This window comes from Klebsiella sp. AqSCr, assembly GCF_008452795.1.
GTDB classification, from domain to species: Bacteria; Pseudomonadota; Gammaproteobacteria; order Enterobacterales; family Enterobacteriaceae; genus Klebsiella; species Klebsiella pneumoniae.
The window spans coordinates 87,544-102,311 of the sequence record NZ_MJDM01000004.1 but is presented as its reverse complement, the minus strand read 5'-3'; the positions used below and the strand labels follow the sequence as shown (position 1 = coordinate 102,311).

Sequence of the window (14,768 nt, the reverse complement as noted above, 5' to 3'; positions counted from 1 at the left end):
AAACATCATGATCTACGAAAAACGCACGTACACCATCAATCCGCTGAAAATGGCCGACTGGCTGGCGCTGTACCAAAGCGATGCCCTGGCGGTGCAAACCGACCATCTCGGCCAGCTAATCGGCTTCTTTTTTACCGAGATCGGCGTGGTCAATCAGGTAGTGCACATCTGGGCTTATGAAAGCCTGGACGATCGTCTGGTGCGCCGCGCGCGGATGGCCCAGGACGAACGCTGGCAGACCTTCTCGCGTAAAAATCGCGAACTGGCCGCCGTGGAACGCCTCGAGTCGGTGCTGATGCGCCCCACCGCTTTTTCACCTCTGCAGTAAGGAGTCCAACATGAGCGGGCCTGTGAAGGTGGATGTGCTGGTGGTCGGCTCCGGCGCCGCGGGGCTCTCTGCCGCGGTGACTGCGGCGATGCACGGCGCCAGCGTCATGGTGGCGGAGAAAGCGTCAGTGCTCGGCGGAACCAGCGCCTGGTCCGGCGGCTGGCTGTGGATCCCCCGCAACCCGCTGGCGCGGGCGGAGGGCATCGACGAAGCAGCCGACGCGCCGCTGACCTATCTGCAGCATGAGATGGGGGGCGAAGCCGCCGATATTCGTCTGCAAACCTTCCTGCGTTACGGGCCGGAGATGGTGGAATTTTTCCATCAGCGGACGGCGGTGCAGTTTCTCTCGGGCAGCGCCATGCCGGACTTTCACCCGTCGCCGGGTGCGGCGAACGGTGGGCGGTCGGTCACCGCGCAACCCTACGATGGCCGCCTGCTCGGCGACTGGCTCCATCGCCTGCGTCCGCCGCTGGAAACCATTAGTCTGGGCGGGATGGGCATCGCCGGCGGCGCGGATATGGCGCATTTTTTCAATGCCACCCGCTCGCCGCGCTCCGCGCTGTATGCTGCCCGCCGCCTGCTGCGCCACGGCTGGCAGCGGCTACGCGCCGGACGGGGGCAGCATCTGGTCAATGGCAATGCGCTGGTCGCCCGTCTGCTGCGATCCGCCCTCGACGCCGGCGTGCGTTTTCAGCTCAATGCCCCGGTGGTCCGGCTGCTGCAGGGTCCGCCGGGCGTGTCCGGCGCGGTGCTGCGCAGCGACGGCGGGGAGATTCACGTCGAAGCTGGCGCCGTGGTGCTGGCCTGCGGCGGTTTTCCCCACGATCGCCAGCGGCTGGCGCAGGTGGTGCCCCACGCGGCGGAGGGTTACGGCCATTTCTCCGCCGCACCGCCGGACAATCAGGGCGAGGGGATCAGGCTTGGCGAATCCGTCGGCGGCCAGTTCGACACTTCCCTGCGCCACCCGCTGGCCTGGGCGCCGGTGTCCCGCGTCACTCTGGCCAGCGGCCAGCAGCTAATGTTTCCTCATCTGGTGGAGCGCGCCAAACCCGGGGTGATCGCCGTCCTGCCCAACGGCAAACGTTTTGTTAACGAGGCCGACTCTTACCATGACTTTATCGCCGCCCTGCTGGCGGCCACACCCGCGGGCGACACGCCGCAGGCCTGGCTGCTGGCCGATCGTCGCGCGCTGCGTCGCTACGGCCTGGGCCACGCCAGACCGTTCCCGTTCACCCCCACCGCCTGGCTGCGTACCGGCTATCTGCAGCGAGGAAACACCCTGGCGGAGCTGGCGAAGCAGTGCGCTATCGACGCCAATGCGCTGGCGGAAACCGTTGAACGCTTTAACCACTTCGCCAGCGCTGGCGAAGACGTCGATTTTCACCGCGGGGCATCAGCCTATAACCGCGCCCAGGGTGACCATCAGGTGACGCTCGGACCGCTGCGCGAAGGGCCGTTCTACGCGGTGCGCATTCTGCCCGGCTCGCTGGGCACCTTCAGCGGATTGCAAACCGACGAACACGCCCGGGTGCTGGATGAACAGCAGCAGCCGATACCGGGTCTGTACGCCATCGGCAACGACATGTCGAGCGTGATGCGCGGCTATTACCCCAGCGGAGGGATCACCCTCGGGCCCGCCATGACCTTCGGCTATCTGGTGGGTAAAAATCTGGCAAAAAAAACAAATACAAACAATAACATAGCTTGATTTCCACGAATGGATGCACCCTAACTCTCTTCACCTGCAACTGTACCGGAGCCCTTTATGAACAAGCGTACCCTATCGCTCGCCGCGCTGACCCTGCTCGATGTCCCTCCCCCCGAACAGGTGCGGATTGCGGCCAGAACCGGTTTTACCCACGTTGGACTGCGACTGCTCCCCGCCACACCGACCGACCCGGACTACGACATGCTGGGCGATACCCCGGCCGTCCGGGCGACGCTCGCCGCGTTGATGGAAACTGGCATCCGCGTGTCGGACGTGGAGATCGTCCGCCTGACCCCCGGGTTTACCCTCGACGATCGGCTGCAGCGTTTTATGGAGACCGCCGCGCGTCTTGGCGCCGGACAGGTGTTAGTCGCCGGCAATGATGACAACCTTCAGCGCAGCGCTGACAACCTCGCCATCCTCGCCGCGGCCGGTCGTCCATTTGGGCTGACCATGAATCTTGAGCCGATGCCCTGGACCCAGTTGCGCAACATCGCCGCAGCGCAAGCACTAATCGCCGCCAGCGGGCGGGAAGACATCGGCATTCTGGTGGACGCTCTCCATTTCTGGCGCGCGGGAGAATCGCTCGCCGCCCTCTCCAGCCTGCCCGCGCATCATCTCAACTATATGCAACTCTGCGATGGCGCGGCGCAGAGGCCGGAGAGCGAGCAGGAACTTATCCGCCAGGCCCGCTCGGCGCGCAACGTGCCGGGGGAAGGCGGTCTGGATCTGCATGGTCTGATGTCGGCCCTGCCGGCGACGCTGCCGGTCTCTCTCGAAGTGCCGCTTGACGGCGAGCAAGGCGCCCTGCCGCCTCTTCAGCGGGCGCAGTTACTGTTCGATGCCGCGCAGCCCTACCTGCACGCCTGCGCATAAGGAATACGCTATGACACAGACTCAACGCCTGGATGTCAGAGAGTTAATAAATCGTAACCCGCTGAGCCGATTTCAGAAGCTGATTATATTTCTCGGCTTTTGCGTCATCGCTCTCGATGGTTTTGATATCGCGATCATGGGCTTTATCGCCCCGACGCTAAAGCTGGAATGGGGGGTAAGCAACCACCAGCTGGGTCTGGTGATCAGCGCCGCGCTGATCGGCCTCGCGCTGGGGGCGATTTTCTCCGGCCCGCTCGCCGACTGGCTGGGACGTAAGAAAATCATCATCAACAGCGTTTTCTTCTTCGGTTTCTGGACCATCGCCACCGCCTTCTCGCACAACGTAGAACAGATGATGTTCTTTCGCTTTATGACTGGCCTCGGGCTGGGCGCCGCGATGCCGAATATCGGGACGCTGGTGTCGGAATACGCCCCGGAACGCCAGCGTTCATTTATTATCACCGTCATCTTTTGCGGGTTCACCTTCGGTGCGGCGGCGGGAGGATTTTCGGCATCGTGGCTGATCCCCCAGTTTGGCTGGCACTCGCTGATGGCGCTCGGCGGTATTCTGCCGCTGCTGTTTGCCCCCCTGCTCATCTGGCTGCTGCCGGAATCGGTTCGTTTTCTGGTGATCAAACAAGCGCCCGCGGCGCGCATACGCGCCATTCTTAACCGTCTCTATCCCGGACAAATCAGCGACAATGTGAGGTTTATCCTACCGGCGCAGCCAGCGGCCGGCAACGCGATGCGCATTGTCCTCTCCCGCCAGTACGGTTTCGGCTCGCTGATGCTATGGCTGGTCTACTTTATGGGGCTGTTCCTGGTCTATATCCTCGGCAGCTGGCTGCCAACGCTGGTTAAAGCGGTAGGAATGACCGTTAGCCAGGCGGCCATCATGACGGCGATCTACCAGGCGGGCGGCACCCTCGGCTCGTTGTTTGCCGGCTGGCTGATGGACAGGATCAACCCCCATCGCGCGCTGGGGATAATCTACGCCGTTGGCGGCCTGTTCACCATGGCGATGGGCTACGCCGCGGGCAGCTTTGCCTTGCTCTGTATGCTGGCGTTTATCAGCGGCGCCTGCCTGAACGGCGCGAATACCGGCATGAACGCCCTCTCCGCCCGCTACTACCCTACACAGGCGCGGGCGACGGGATCCAGCTGGATGCACGGCGTCGGGCGCATCGGCGCCATTCTCAGCGCCTTTGCCGGCGCCGAGATGATGGCGCTCAACCTGCCCTTTGAAAGCGTCTTTTTGATCCTCGGTATCCCGGCAGCCCTCACCGTCGCAGGCCTGGCGGCGAAGGGCATCTTTGCGGCCGGTCATCCTCCCGTCGCTTCAACTTCCCCCGCGTCTGTGCGCGGAGCGTCATAGCGGCATCTGGTTCCCGGTGCAATCGGCGGATTGCACCGCCTTCAGCAGCTAATAAAGAAAATTTATTTCATATTTTTTTGAAACGAAAAAACGCCCGCAACAATCTGGACGACTCCGGCAGGCGATATCCCGCCCTCACCTTTTCAACCAAGCGCAAAAGAAACTATCGCTAATTCGATCCCCCTCGCATATATGGAAAATAAATTCCACAACACAATTGAAACAGAACAAACATTTCCTTAAGTTGAAGTCAGTCTATCCGGATGCGCGTTGCCGCAGGCGTCGGCATTGAGCGCCTCAGAGTGCAAATGATTTCAAAAAGGAGAGCACCATGTTAAACGGCCTGAAACCCTTATCCCGTTCCCTGCGCTGGGGCATGGTCGGCGGCGGGGGAACCAGTCAGATCGGCTACAGCCACCGCTGTGCGGCGCTGCGTGACAATGTTTATACCCTGCTGGCCGGCGCGCTTGACGTCGATGCCGAGCGCGGGCGCGCGTTCGGTGAGCAACTGGGCATCGCGCCGGAGCGCTGCTACGCCGACTACCAGACCCTGTTTCGCGAAGAGGCGCAGCGCCCTGACGGGATCGAGGTCGTCTCGGTCACCACCCCGAACAATACCCATTTCGCCATCACCAAAGCGGCGCTGGAGGCGGGACTCCACGTTATCTGCGAAAAGCCCCTCTGCTTTACCGCCGAAGAGGCGCGCGAGCTGGTGGATCTGAGCAAAAAACAGAACAAAATCGTCGGCGTCACCTACGGCTATGCAGGCTATCAGATGATCCAGCAGGCGCGGCAGATGATTGCCGATGGACTGCTCGGCGAGATCCGCATCGTTAACATGCAATTCGCCCACGGCTTCCATAACCAAGCCGTCGAGCTGCAGGCAGAATCCACCCGCTGGCGAGTAACGCCGAAGTTTGCCGGGCCCAGCTATGTGCTTGGGGATCTGGCCACCCATCCGCTGTTTGTCGCCGAAACCATGGCGCCGCAGCTCAATATCAAACGGCTGATGTGCTCCCGTCAGAGCTTTGTTCCCTCCCGCGCGCCGCTGGAAGATAACGCCTTTGTCCTGATGGAATATGACAACGGCGCGGTTGGATCCATGTGGACCAGCGCGGTCAACAGCGGCGCCATGCACTCGCAAAAAGTGCGCATCGTCGGCGAAAAAGCAAGCATCGAATGGTGGGATGAGCATCCTAACCAGCTCAGCTATGAGGTGCAGGGCGAGCCGGCGCGCATTCTGGAACGTGGAATGCCCTACCTGTCGCCGAACGCGCTGGCGGATGACCGCATTGGCGGCGGCCATCCGGAAGGGCTGTTCGAAGCCTGGGCCAACCTCTATCGCCGCTATGCGCAGGCGATTGACGCCACGGACCGCGACGATCGCGCCTTCCTGCAAGACTTCTGGTATCCGGACGTCGAAGCCGGGCTGCACGGCGTCTATTGGGTAGAGCAGTGCGTCAAATCGGCTGACGCTGGCAGCCAGTGGGTTGACTTTACTTTACCTTAATTTTCCCCCTCGCCAGTGGAGTCCCCCTCCACTGGTTTATTGATTTTTACCAACTTGCCGCATCGCGCAACAGCCCCGTAATATCTGTTAAACAAACATTTATTTACGCTTCTTACCCCCCGCCGCTACACTAGGCGCAGTTTTTATTTTGAGGTGGTAATGAACGATAACAAAATGACGCCAGGGGAACTGCGCGCGACCTGGGGTTTGGGGACAGTATTCTCCCTGCGCATGCTTGGCATGTTTATGGTCCTGCCGGTTCTGACCACGTATGGCATGGCGTTGCAGGGTGCCAGTGAAGCGCTGATTGGCCTGGCGATCGGTATCTACGGCCTGGCGCAGGCGGTGTTCCAGATCCCCTTCGGACTGTTATCTGACCGTATTGGCCGTAAGCCATTGATCGTCGGCGGCCTGCTTATCTTCGTGCTCGGCAGCGTCATCGCCGCGCTCACCGACTCCATCTGGGGCATCATTCTTGGCCGCGCCCTGCAGGGCTCCGGCGCCATCGCCGCCGCGGTTATGGCCCTGCTGTCCGATCTCACCCGCGAACAGAACCGCACCAAAGCGATGGCCTTTATCGGCGTCAGCTTCGGCGTCACCTTCGCCATCGCCATGGTGCTGGGGCCGATTGTCACCCACCAGCTGGGTCTGCACGCGCTGTTCTGGATGATCGCCATCCTGGCGACCGTCGGCATCCTGCTCACCCTGTGGGTGGTGCCCAACAGCCATAACCATGTCCTTAACCGCGAATCCGGGATGGTGAAGGGCTGCTTTAGCAAGGTGCTGGCGGAGCCGCGCCTGCTGAAGCTTAACTTTGGCATCATGTGCCTGCACATTATGCTGATGTCCACTTTTGTCGCCCTGCCCGGACAACTGGAGGCCGCCGGCTTCCCGGCCGCCGAGCACTGGAAGATTTACCTGGTCACCATGGTTATCTCGTTCATCTCGGTGGTGCCGTTTATCATCTACGCCGAAGTGAAGCGCAAGATGAAGCGCGTCTTCCTGCTCTGCGTCGCCATCCTGCTGATTGCGGAAATTGTCCTCTGGGGCGCCGGAGGCTACTTCTGGGAGCTGGTGGCGGGCGTTCAGCTCTTCTTCCTGGCGTTTAACCTGCTGGAAGCGCTGCTGCCGTCGCTAATTAGCAAGGAGTCTCCGGCGGGCTACAAAGGCACCGCGATGGGCGTCTACTCCACCAGCCAGTTTCTCGGCGTGGCGATTGGCGGCGCGCTTGGCGGCTGGGTCGATGGTTTCTTTGATTCGCAAACCGTGTTTCTGCTGGGCGCCCTGCTGGCGATGCTGTGGCTGCTGGTGGCCAGCACCATGAGCGAGCCGCCGTACGTCAGCAGCCTGCGGGTGGAGGTGCCGGACGGCGTGGTGGTCGACAGCGCGCTGCAGGCGCGTCTGCTGAGCGCCAGCGGGGTTCATCAGGCGCTGGTGGTACCCGAGGAGCGTTCGGTGTATATCAAAATCGACAGCAAGGTCACCAACCGCTTCGAGATAGAGCAGCTCATCAAAGGGGTATAAAAAAAGCGGGGGAATTCCCCGCTTTTTGCTGTCTGCCCGCCGCCTTAGTCGCGGAAGTTTTTGAACTGGAACGGCTGTCCCAGATCGCCACCGCGCACCAGCGCCATCACCGACTGCAGATCGTCGCGGGACTTACCGGTCACGCGGATCTCTTCACCCTGAATCTGGGCCTGCACTTTCAGCTTGCTGTCTTTGATCAGTTTAACGATCTTCTTCTGCACCGCGCTTTCAATGCCTTGCTTCAGCTTCGCTTCAACAAACCAGGTTTTACCGCTGTGCACGATATCTTCCGGTACGTCGAGGGAGGTGCCTTCAATGCCGCGCTTGAGCAGCTTGGCGCGCAGGATATCCAGCAGCTGGTTCACCTGGAAGTCAGACTCGCTCAGCACTTTAATGGTCTTGTTGGCGTCGTTTAATTCAAAAGTGGCTTCAACGCCACGAAAATCAAAACGCGACTCGACTTCGCGGCTCGCGTTGTCCACCGCGTTACGGGCTTCCTGAAGATCAACTTCAGAGACAATATCGAAAGATGGCATCTTTTCCTCTCCTTCCGTTTCTTTTGCGTTGCATAATACCTGCAACGCGGCATAACTCAACTTGTTATCCCGGAAGCTTAGCTGATTACGCAACGCTCGCGCTATTTTCCCCGTGATGTCCGACGATGCGAAAAGCGACGAGATAGACTTTAGCCATCAGCGCCTGGGATAGCGGCAGATGAGGAGGAACAATGAAAGTAACCGTACTGGGATGCGGTGCGCTGGGACAACTATGGCTGACCGCGTTGTACAAACAGGGACATGAAGTCCAGGGCTGGCTGCGCGTACCGCAGCCATTCTGTAGCGTCAACGTCATTGAAACCGATGGCTCAGTGTTCAACGAATCGCTGACGGCCAACGACCCCGATTTTCTCGCCAGCAGCGAGCTGCTGATCGTCACCTTAAAGGCCTGGCAGGTGTCGAATGCGGTAAAGCACCTGGCCGGGATCCTGTCGGACACCACGCCAATTGTGCTGATTCATAACGGCATGGGCACCGTCGAGGAGCTGCGCGGCGTGAAACAGCCATTGCTGCTGGCCTCCACGACCCAGGCGGCGCGGCGCGATGGGAATGTCATCATCCACGTTGCCCAGGGCACCACGCATATTGGACCGGCAAAAAGCTACGAGGGGGACTACAGCTATCTCGCAGAAGTTCTGCAGAGCGTGCTGCCGGATGTCGCCTGGCATAACAATATCCACTCGGCCATCTGGCGCAAGCTGGCGGTTAACTGCGTGATTAACCCTCTGACCGCGCTCAAAGGGTGTAAAAACGGCGATCTGCGCGACTATACGCAGGAAGTTGCGGCCATTTGTCGCGAGGTGGCGGCGGTGATGGAGCGCGAAGGTATTCATACCTCGGCGGAAAACCTGCTATTTTATGTCGAACAGGTAATTGAAAGTACGGCAGAAAATATCTCTTCCATGCTGCAGGACGTTCGCGCCCAGCGGCATACAGAGATCGACTACATCACCGGTTTTCTGCTCAACCGCGCCCGCGCCCACGGCGTCGCCGTACCGGAAAACGCCCGCTTATTTGAATTGATCAAGCGTAAGGAGAATGAATATGAGCGCGTCGGCACTGATTTGCCTCGCCCCTGGTAGCGAAGAGACCGAAGCGGTCACCACTATCGACCTGCTGGTCCGCGGCGGAGTAAAGGTGACCACCGCCAGCGTCGCCAGCGACGGCAGCCTGACCATCGTCTGTTCGCGCGGCGTCAAACTGCTGGCGGATGCGCCGCTGGTCGAGGTGGCCGATGGTGATTTCGATATCATCGTCCTCCCGGGCGGTATCAAGGGCGCAGAGTGCTTCCGCGACAGCACGCTACTGGTGGAAACCGTCCGCCAGTTTCATCTCTCTGGGCGCATTGTGGCCGCCATCTGCGCCGCCCCGGCGACCGTGCTGGTACCCCATAATCTGTTCCCGATCGGCAACATGACCGGTTTTCCGGCGCTGAAGGAACATATCCCCGCCGAGCAGTGGCAGGATAAAAGAGTGGTCTGGGATCCGCGGGTGAATCTGTTAACCAGCCAGGGTCCGGGGACTTCGATTGATTTCGCCCTGAAAATGATCGATCTGCTGGTGGGGCGCGAGAAAGCGTATGAGGTCGCCTCACAACTGGTGATGGCCGCTGGCATCTATAATTACTACGAAGCCTGATAGCCGGTCCGCGCCGCGGGCTGGCTCCCCTTTTCCTGAGGAGTCGCAGCATGTCCCGGAGCGCAACCGATTCTCGCGATCTTGTAATCAGCCGCCTGCTCAGCGCGCCCGCCCCAGCCCTGTGGCGCGCGTGGGCCGACCCGGCATTACTCCGAACCTGGTGGTGCCCTAAGCCCTGGCAAACCGAGGTTCTGGCCTTTGATTTTCGCGCCGGCGGGGCCTTTCACACCGTGATGCACGGGCCTGACGGTGAACGCAGCGATAACCCCGGCTGTTTTCTTGAGGTTATCCTGCAACAAAAAATCGTCATGACCTCGATGCTGACGGCGGATTATCGCCCCGCCGTTTCCCCCTTCGCGATGACGGCCATCATCACCTTTGCCGATGAACAGGGCGGGTGTCGCTATACGGCTACGGTGCTGCATGCCGATGATGAAACCCGCGAGCAGCATGAGCAGATGGGATTTTTCGAGGGCTGGAATATTGTCATCGATCAGCTCAATGACCTGGCGCTGACCCTGCGCTAATATACTCCCCTGCCAATAGTAAAAAGGCCTTCCATCAGGGAAGGCCTTTTGCATCATAACAACCTGTTACGGGCGATACACTTTCACGTTGCTGAAGCCCTGCTCGCGCAAATAAAGCGCCTGCAGACGGCTCATCACCCCGCGCTCGCACCACAGCAGCCAGGTTTTGCTCTGATCGAGATCGCCAAATTTGGTGCTTAGCTTGTAGAACGGCAGGGAAACAACCTCAACCCCCTCGACCTTCAGCGGCTTGTCTTCCTGCTCGTCGATGGAGCGAATGTCGAGGATCGCGTCGTTGGCGCCAAAGCCGGTCACGGTTTCCACTTCCACCACCGTCTCTTCCGTCTGCTGGGCGATCTCGCGGATATCGATATTGCTCGCCTCTTCCACCACTTTATCAAGGATGCTGAAATCGAAGTGTTCTTCTTCCGCTTCGATCTTCGCCTTCACCGCCTTCACGGTCGGGCTCTTGGAGATCACGCCGCAATATTCCGGCATGGTGCGGGCGAAATCTTCCGTGCCGATCTCACGCGCCAGGTCGATGATGTGCTCTTTATCGTGCGAAATCAGCGGGCGCAGGATCAGAGTATCGGAGACATTATCGATCAGGCGCAGGTTAGTGAGGGTCTGACTGGAGACCTGGCCGAGCGCTTCGCCGGTGACCAGCGCCTGCACGCCATAGCGTTCCGCGACTTTTGACGCGGCGCGGACCATCATGCGCTTGAGCACGACGCCCATCTGGCCGTCGTCCACTTTTTCAAGGATTTCGCCGACTACTGGCTCAAAGTTAATCGCCACAAAGCGAACGCGGTGTGAGCTGCCGAAGCGGTTCCACAGATAATGCGCGACCTGACGGACGCCAATCTCATGGGCGGCGCCGCCAAGGTTAAAGAAGCAGTAATGAACGCGGCAGCCGCGGCGCATCAGCATGTAGCTGGAGACGCCGGAGTCAAAGCCGCCGGAGATCAGCGACAGCACATCTTCCTGGGTGCCGATCGGGAAACCGCCGATGCCTTCATAGCGGCCTTTCACCAGCAGCAGGCGATCGTTTTCAATCTCGAGATTGACGGTGACGTCCGGGTCGGTCAGCTTCACGCGCGCCGTTTCAATATGCTGATTCAGGCCGCCGCCGACGTAGCGTTCCACTTCAATTGAGGTGAATTCATGTTTGCCGCGACGCTTCACTCGCACGCAGAAGGTTTTGCCTTCCAGCGCCTCGCGCCACAGCGGCAGCGTCTGCTCGAAAATATCGTGCAGCGAGGTGAACGGCACGTCTTCGACTTCCAGAATATGGTGGATGCCGGGGATACGGGTCAGCGCATCGCGAATAGCCGGGCGCTGATTTTCATCTTTCGCGCGAACTTCGATATGATCCCAATGACGGACGACGGCCAGCGTCTCATCATAGTTTTTGAGAACGTTACGAATGTTCCCGGTTAAGATTTTAATGAAGCGCAACCGCACAGATTGGCTTTTGATGGTGATTTCCGGGAACAATTTAATGATAAACTTCATAGCGACAATAGTTCGTTGGCAAGCCCGACGGGGCTATAAGCAAAAGTTGTAAAGCAGCGCACACCGGTGCCTGCATCCTGGGCGCGGAGTATATCACCATTGCGCGTTATTTGCTTACACGCGTGACTTCGTTACCATACCCGGTATTGCCGTCGCGACATAACAAGAGTCTACATTCACTATGCCAAAGAAAAATGAGGCCCCGGCCAGCTTTGAAACTGCTCTGGGCGAACTGGAGCAGATCGTTAACCGTCTGGAAAGCGGCGATTTGCCGTTAGAGGAAGCGCTAAGCGAATTTGAGCGCGGCGTACAGCTGGCGCGCCAGGGGCAAAGTCAGCTGCAGAAGGCCGAACAGCGCGTGCAGATCCTGCTGGCGGATAGTGAAGATTCCCCGACCACGCCTTTTACGCCGGACGCTGAATAAATGGATTTCCCGCAACAATTGCAGGCCTGTGTGGAACAGGCAAACGAAGCGCTGCGCCGTTTCATCGCCCCGCAGCCCTTTCAGAACACTCCGCTGGTGGAAGCGATGCATTATGGCGCATTGTTAGGCGGTAAACGCCTGCGTCCCTTCCTTGTCTACGCCACCGGCGAGATGTTCGGCGTGTGCCGTACCACGCTGGATGCTCCTGCCGCGGCGGTCGAATGCATTCATGCCTACTCCCTGATGCATGATGATTTGCCGGCGATGGATGATGACGATCTGCGCCGCGGCCTGCCGACCTGCCATATTAAATTTGGCGAAGCCAACGCAATTCTTGCGGGAGATGCCCTGCAAACGCTGGCGTTCTCTATACTGAGTGATGCGCCGATGGTCGACGTTCCTGACCGGGACCGGCTGGCGATGGTTTCCGAACTGGCGCAGGCCAGCGGCGTGGCGGGCATGTGCGGCGGCCAGGCGCTGGATCTGCAGGCCGAGGGACAGCAGGTTGATTTACAGGCGCTGGAGCGTATCCATCGCCATAAAACGGGCGCCCTGATCCGCGCCGCCGTCCGGATGGGAGCCCTGAGCGCCGGCGAACGCGGCCGCGCTGCCCTGCCCGCGCTGGATCGCTATGCGGAAAATATCGGTCTTGCCTTCCAGGTCCAGGATGACATTCTCGACGTGGTAGGGGATACTGCGACCCTTGGCAAACGTCAGGGTGCCGACCAGCAATTGGGTAAAAGCACCTATCCCGCCCTCCTGGGTCTTGAGCAAGCCCGGAAGAAAGCGCACGACCTGATCGCTGATGCCCGCCGGTCGTTAGATGAGCTGGCCGCACAATCTCTGGATACTTCGGCACTGGAAGCGCTCGCGAATTACATTATTCAGCGCGATAAATAAACAAAAAATGAGTCTCTGATGAGTTTTGATATTGCCAAATACCCGACCCTGGCGCTGGTAGATTCCACCCAGGAGTTGCGCCTGTTGCCAAAAGAGAGCCTGCCGAAGCTATGTGATGAGCTGCGGCGCTATCTACTGGACAGCGTCAGCCGTTCCAGCGGTCACTTTGCCTCTGGCCTCGGCACAGTGGAACTGACCGTGGCGCTGCACTACGTGTATAACACGCCGTTCGATCGCCTGATCTGGGACGTCGGCCATCAGGCCTACCCGCATAAAATTCTGACCGATCGCCGGGACAAAATCGGCACCATTCGTCAGAAAGGCGGCCTGCATCCCTTCCCGTGGCGCGGTGAAAGCGAGTATGACGTGCTGAGCGTCGGTCACTCCTCCACTTCCATTTCCGCGGGTATCGGGGTGGCTATCGCCGCCGCGAAAGAGGATAAGCAGCGGCGCGCGGTGTGCGTCATTGGCGACGGGGCGATCACCGCCGGCATGGCGTTTGAGGCGATGAACCACGCCGGGGATATCAAACCCGACCTGCTGGTGGTGCTGAATGACAATGAAATGTCGATTTCCGAGAACGTCGGCGCGCTGAACAATCATCTGGCGCAGCTGCTCTCCGGTAAGCTCTACTCCACCCTGCGCGAAGGGGGCAAAAAGGTCTTCTCCGGGGTGCCGCCGATTAAAGAGCTGCTTAAGCGTACCGAAGAGCATATCAAAGGGATGGTGGTGCCGGGCACGCTGTTTGAAGAGCTGGGCTTTAACTACATTGGCCCGGTGGATGGCCATGACGTGCTCGGTCTGGTCAGCACGCTGAAGAACATGCGCGACCTGAAAGGCCCGCAGTTCCTGCATATTATGACCAAAAAAGGCCGCGGCTATGAGCCCGCCGAGAAAGACCCGATCACCTTCCATGCGGTGCCAAAATTCGACCATACCAGCGGCGTACTGCCCAAAAGCAGCGGCGGCCTCCCTTCCTACTCGAAAATCTTCGGCGACTGGCTGTGTGAAACGGCGGCCAAAGACAACAAGCTGATGGCGATCACGCCGGCGATGCGCGAAGGTTCAGGGATGGTGGAGTTTTCGAAGAAATTCCCCGATCGGTACTTTGACGTCGCCATTGCCGAGCAGCATGCGGTCACCTTCGCCGCCGGGCTGGCGATTGGCGACTACAAGCCGGTGGTGGCGATCTACTCCACCTTCCTGCAGCGAGCCTACGATCAGGTGATCCATGATGTGGCTATCCAGAAGCTGCCGGTGCTGTTTGCTATCGACCGCGCCGGGATCGTCGGCGCAGACGGCCAGACGCATCAGGGAGCGTTCGATCTCTCCTTCCTGCGCTGTATTCCGGATATGGTGGTAATGACCCCGAGCGATGAAAATGAATGTCGCCAGATGCTGTACACCGGCTACCACTACAGCGACGGCCCCTGCGCGGTGCGCTATCCGCGCGGTAGCGGCACCGGCGCGACGCTCGAGCCGCTGGCATCGCTGCCGATCGGCAAAGGGGTGGTGAAACGTCAGGGCGAGAAAATAGCGATCCTCAACTTTGGCACCCTGCTGCCGGAAGCCGCGGCGGTAGCGGACAAACTCAACGCCACCCTGGTGGATATGCGCTTTGTGAAGCCGCTGGATACCGCGCTGATCCTCCAGCTGGCCGGCGAGCACGACTCGCTGGTGACGCTGGAAGAGAACGCCATCATGGGCGGCGCCGGCAGCGGCGTGAACGAAGTGCTGATGGCCCACCGCCGGGCGGTACCGGTGCTCAATATTGGCCTGCCGGATTATTTTATTCCTCAGGGCACTCAGGAAGAGATCCGCGCCGACCTCGGCCTTGATGCCGCCGGTATTGAAGCCAAAATCCGCGACTGGCTGGCATAATTGCC

General features: G+C 59.8%; 14 protein-coding genes. 12 read left to right on the top strand and 2 right to left on the bottom strand.

Translation table 11 applies throughout. The features are described from left to right. The first annotated feature begins 7 nt into the window (after nucleotides 1–7). From BHE81_RS03070 to BHE81_RS03045, 6 genes are all read left to right on the top strand, one after another. A complete protein-coding gene (locus BHE81_RS03070; protein WP_002891541.1) occupies nucleotides 8–328 on the top strand; it encodes an NIPSNAP family protein in 321 nt (106 codons plus the stop codon). A gap of 10 nt (nucleotides 329–338) precedes the next feature. Then, nucleotides 339–2,036, top strand: a complete 1,698-nt coding sequence (locus BHE81_RS03065) for an FAD-dependent oxidoreductase (RefSeq protein ID WP_023302236.1) — start codon at nucleotides 339–341, stop codon at nucleotides 2,034–2,036. Between the two features lie 57 nt (nucleotides 2,037–2,093). Continuing rightward, nucleotides 2,094–2,912 (top strand): sugar phosphate isomerase/epimerase family protein, encoded by an 819-nt coding sequence (locus BHE81_RS03060; RefSeq protein ID WP_023302237.1) that lies wholly within the window; start codon nucleotides 2,094–2,096, stop codon nucleotides 2,910–2,912. A gap of 10 nt (nucleotides 2,913–2,922) precedes the next feature. Further along, nucleotides 2,923–4,287 carry an MFS transporter gene (locus BHE81_RS03055; protein WP_002891473.1) on the top strand — a complete coding sequence of 455 codons (1,365 nt, stop codon included), beginning with the start codon at nucleotides 2,923–2,925 and terminating at the stop codon, nucleotides 4,285–4,287. 331 nt (nucleotides 4,288–4,618) lie between these two features. Continuing rightward, entirely contained in the window at nucleotides 4,619–5,797 is a 1,179-nt protein-coding gene (locus BHE81_RS03050) for a Gfo/Idh/MocA family protein (RefSeq protein WP_004191717.1), read from the top strand. A 159-nt stretch (nucleotides 5,798–5,956) separates the two neighbouring features. Beyond that, the gene (locus BHE81_RS03045; RefSeq protein WP_004144660.1) at nucleotides 5,957–7,321 is read left to right on the top strand and encodes an MFS transporter; all 1,365 of its coding nucleotides are present in this window, start codon (nucleotides 5,957–5,959) and stop codon (nucleotides 7,319–7,321) included. A 44-nt stretch (nucleotides 7,322–7,365) separates the two neighbouring features. Here the strand turns inward: BHE81_RS03045 and BHE81_RS03040 are convergent, their stop codons facing one another. After that, nucleotides 7,366–7,857: a YajQ family cyclic di-GMP-binding protein gene (locus tag BHE81_RS03040; protein WP_002891465.1), complete on the bottom strand. Its 492-nt coding sequence runs from the start codon at nucleotides 7,855–7,857 to the stop codon at nucleotides 7,366–7,368. 191 nt (nucleotides 7,858–8,048) lie between these two features. On the opposite strand from BHE81_RS03040, the gene panE reads away from it, so the two are divergent. From panE to BHE81_RS03025, 3 genes are read left to right on the top strand one after another with little or no spacing between them, the layout of a single operon-like run. Beyond that, complete coding sequence (gene panE / locus BHE81_RS03035; protein WP_004178742.1) at nucleotides 8,049–8,960, top strand: 2-dehydropantoate 2-reductase; 912 nt, start codon at nucleotides 8,049–8,051, stop codon at nucleotides 8,958–8,960. Beyond that, nucleotides 8,923–9,516 (top strand): protein deglycase YajL, encoded by a 594-nt coding sequence (yajL, locus tag BHE81_RS03030; protein WP_002891460.1) that lies wholly within the window; start codon nucleotides 8,923–8,925, stop codon nucleotides 9,514–9,516. Before panE ends, yajL begins: the two co-directional genes overlap by 38 nt. 50 nt (nucleotides 9,517–9,566) lie before the next feature. Then, entirely contained in the window at nucleotides 9,567–10,043 is a 477-nt protein-coding gene (locus BHE81_RS03025; RefSeq protein ID WP_110246391.1) for an SRPBCC family protein, read from the top strand. Between the two features lie 66 nt (nucleotides 10,044–10,109). On the opposite strand, the gene thiI is transcribed toward BHE81_RS03025, so the two are convergent. Next, nucleotides 10,110–11,558, bottom strand: a complete 1,449-nt coding sequence (gene thiI, locus BHE81_RS03020; RefSeq protein ID WP_004151340.1) for a tRNA uracil 4-sulfurtransferase ThiI — start codon at nucleotides 11,556–11,558, stop codon at nucleotides 10,110–10,112. A 181-nt stretch (nucleotides 11,559–11,739) separates the two neighbouring features. Here thiI and xseB point away from each other — a divergent pair, with 181 nt between their 5' ends. The 3 genes from xseB to dxs are packed head-to-tail and all read left to right on the top strand — an operon-like array spanning nucleotide 11,740 to nucleotide 14,763. After that, on the top strand, nucleotides 11,740–11,982 hold the full coding sequence (gene xseB, locus BHE81_RS03015) for an exodeoxyribonuclease VII small subunit (RefSeq protein ID WP_002891398.1): 243 nt from the start codon (nucleotides 11,740–11,742) through the stop codon (nucleotides 11,980–11,982). Beyond that, the gene (gene ispA, locus BHE81_RS03010) at nucleotides 11,983–12,882 is read left to right on the top strand and encodes a (2E,6E)-farnesyl diphosphate synthase (protein ID WP_004144656.1); all 900 of its coding nucleotides are present in this window, start codon (nucleotides 11,983–11,985) and stop codon (nucleotides 12,880–12,882) included. 18 nt (nucleotides 12,883–12,900) lie between these two features. Beyond that, nucleotides 12,901–14,763: a 1-deoxy-D-xylulose-5-phosphate synthase gene (dxs, locus tag BHE81_RS03005; RefSeq protein WP_110246390.1), complete on the top strand. Its 1,863-nt coding sequence runs from the start codon at nucleotides 12,901–12,903 to the stop codon at nucleotides 14,761–14,763. Nucleotides 14,764–14,768: the final 5 nt, after the last annotated feature.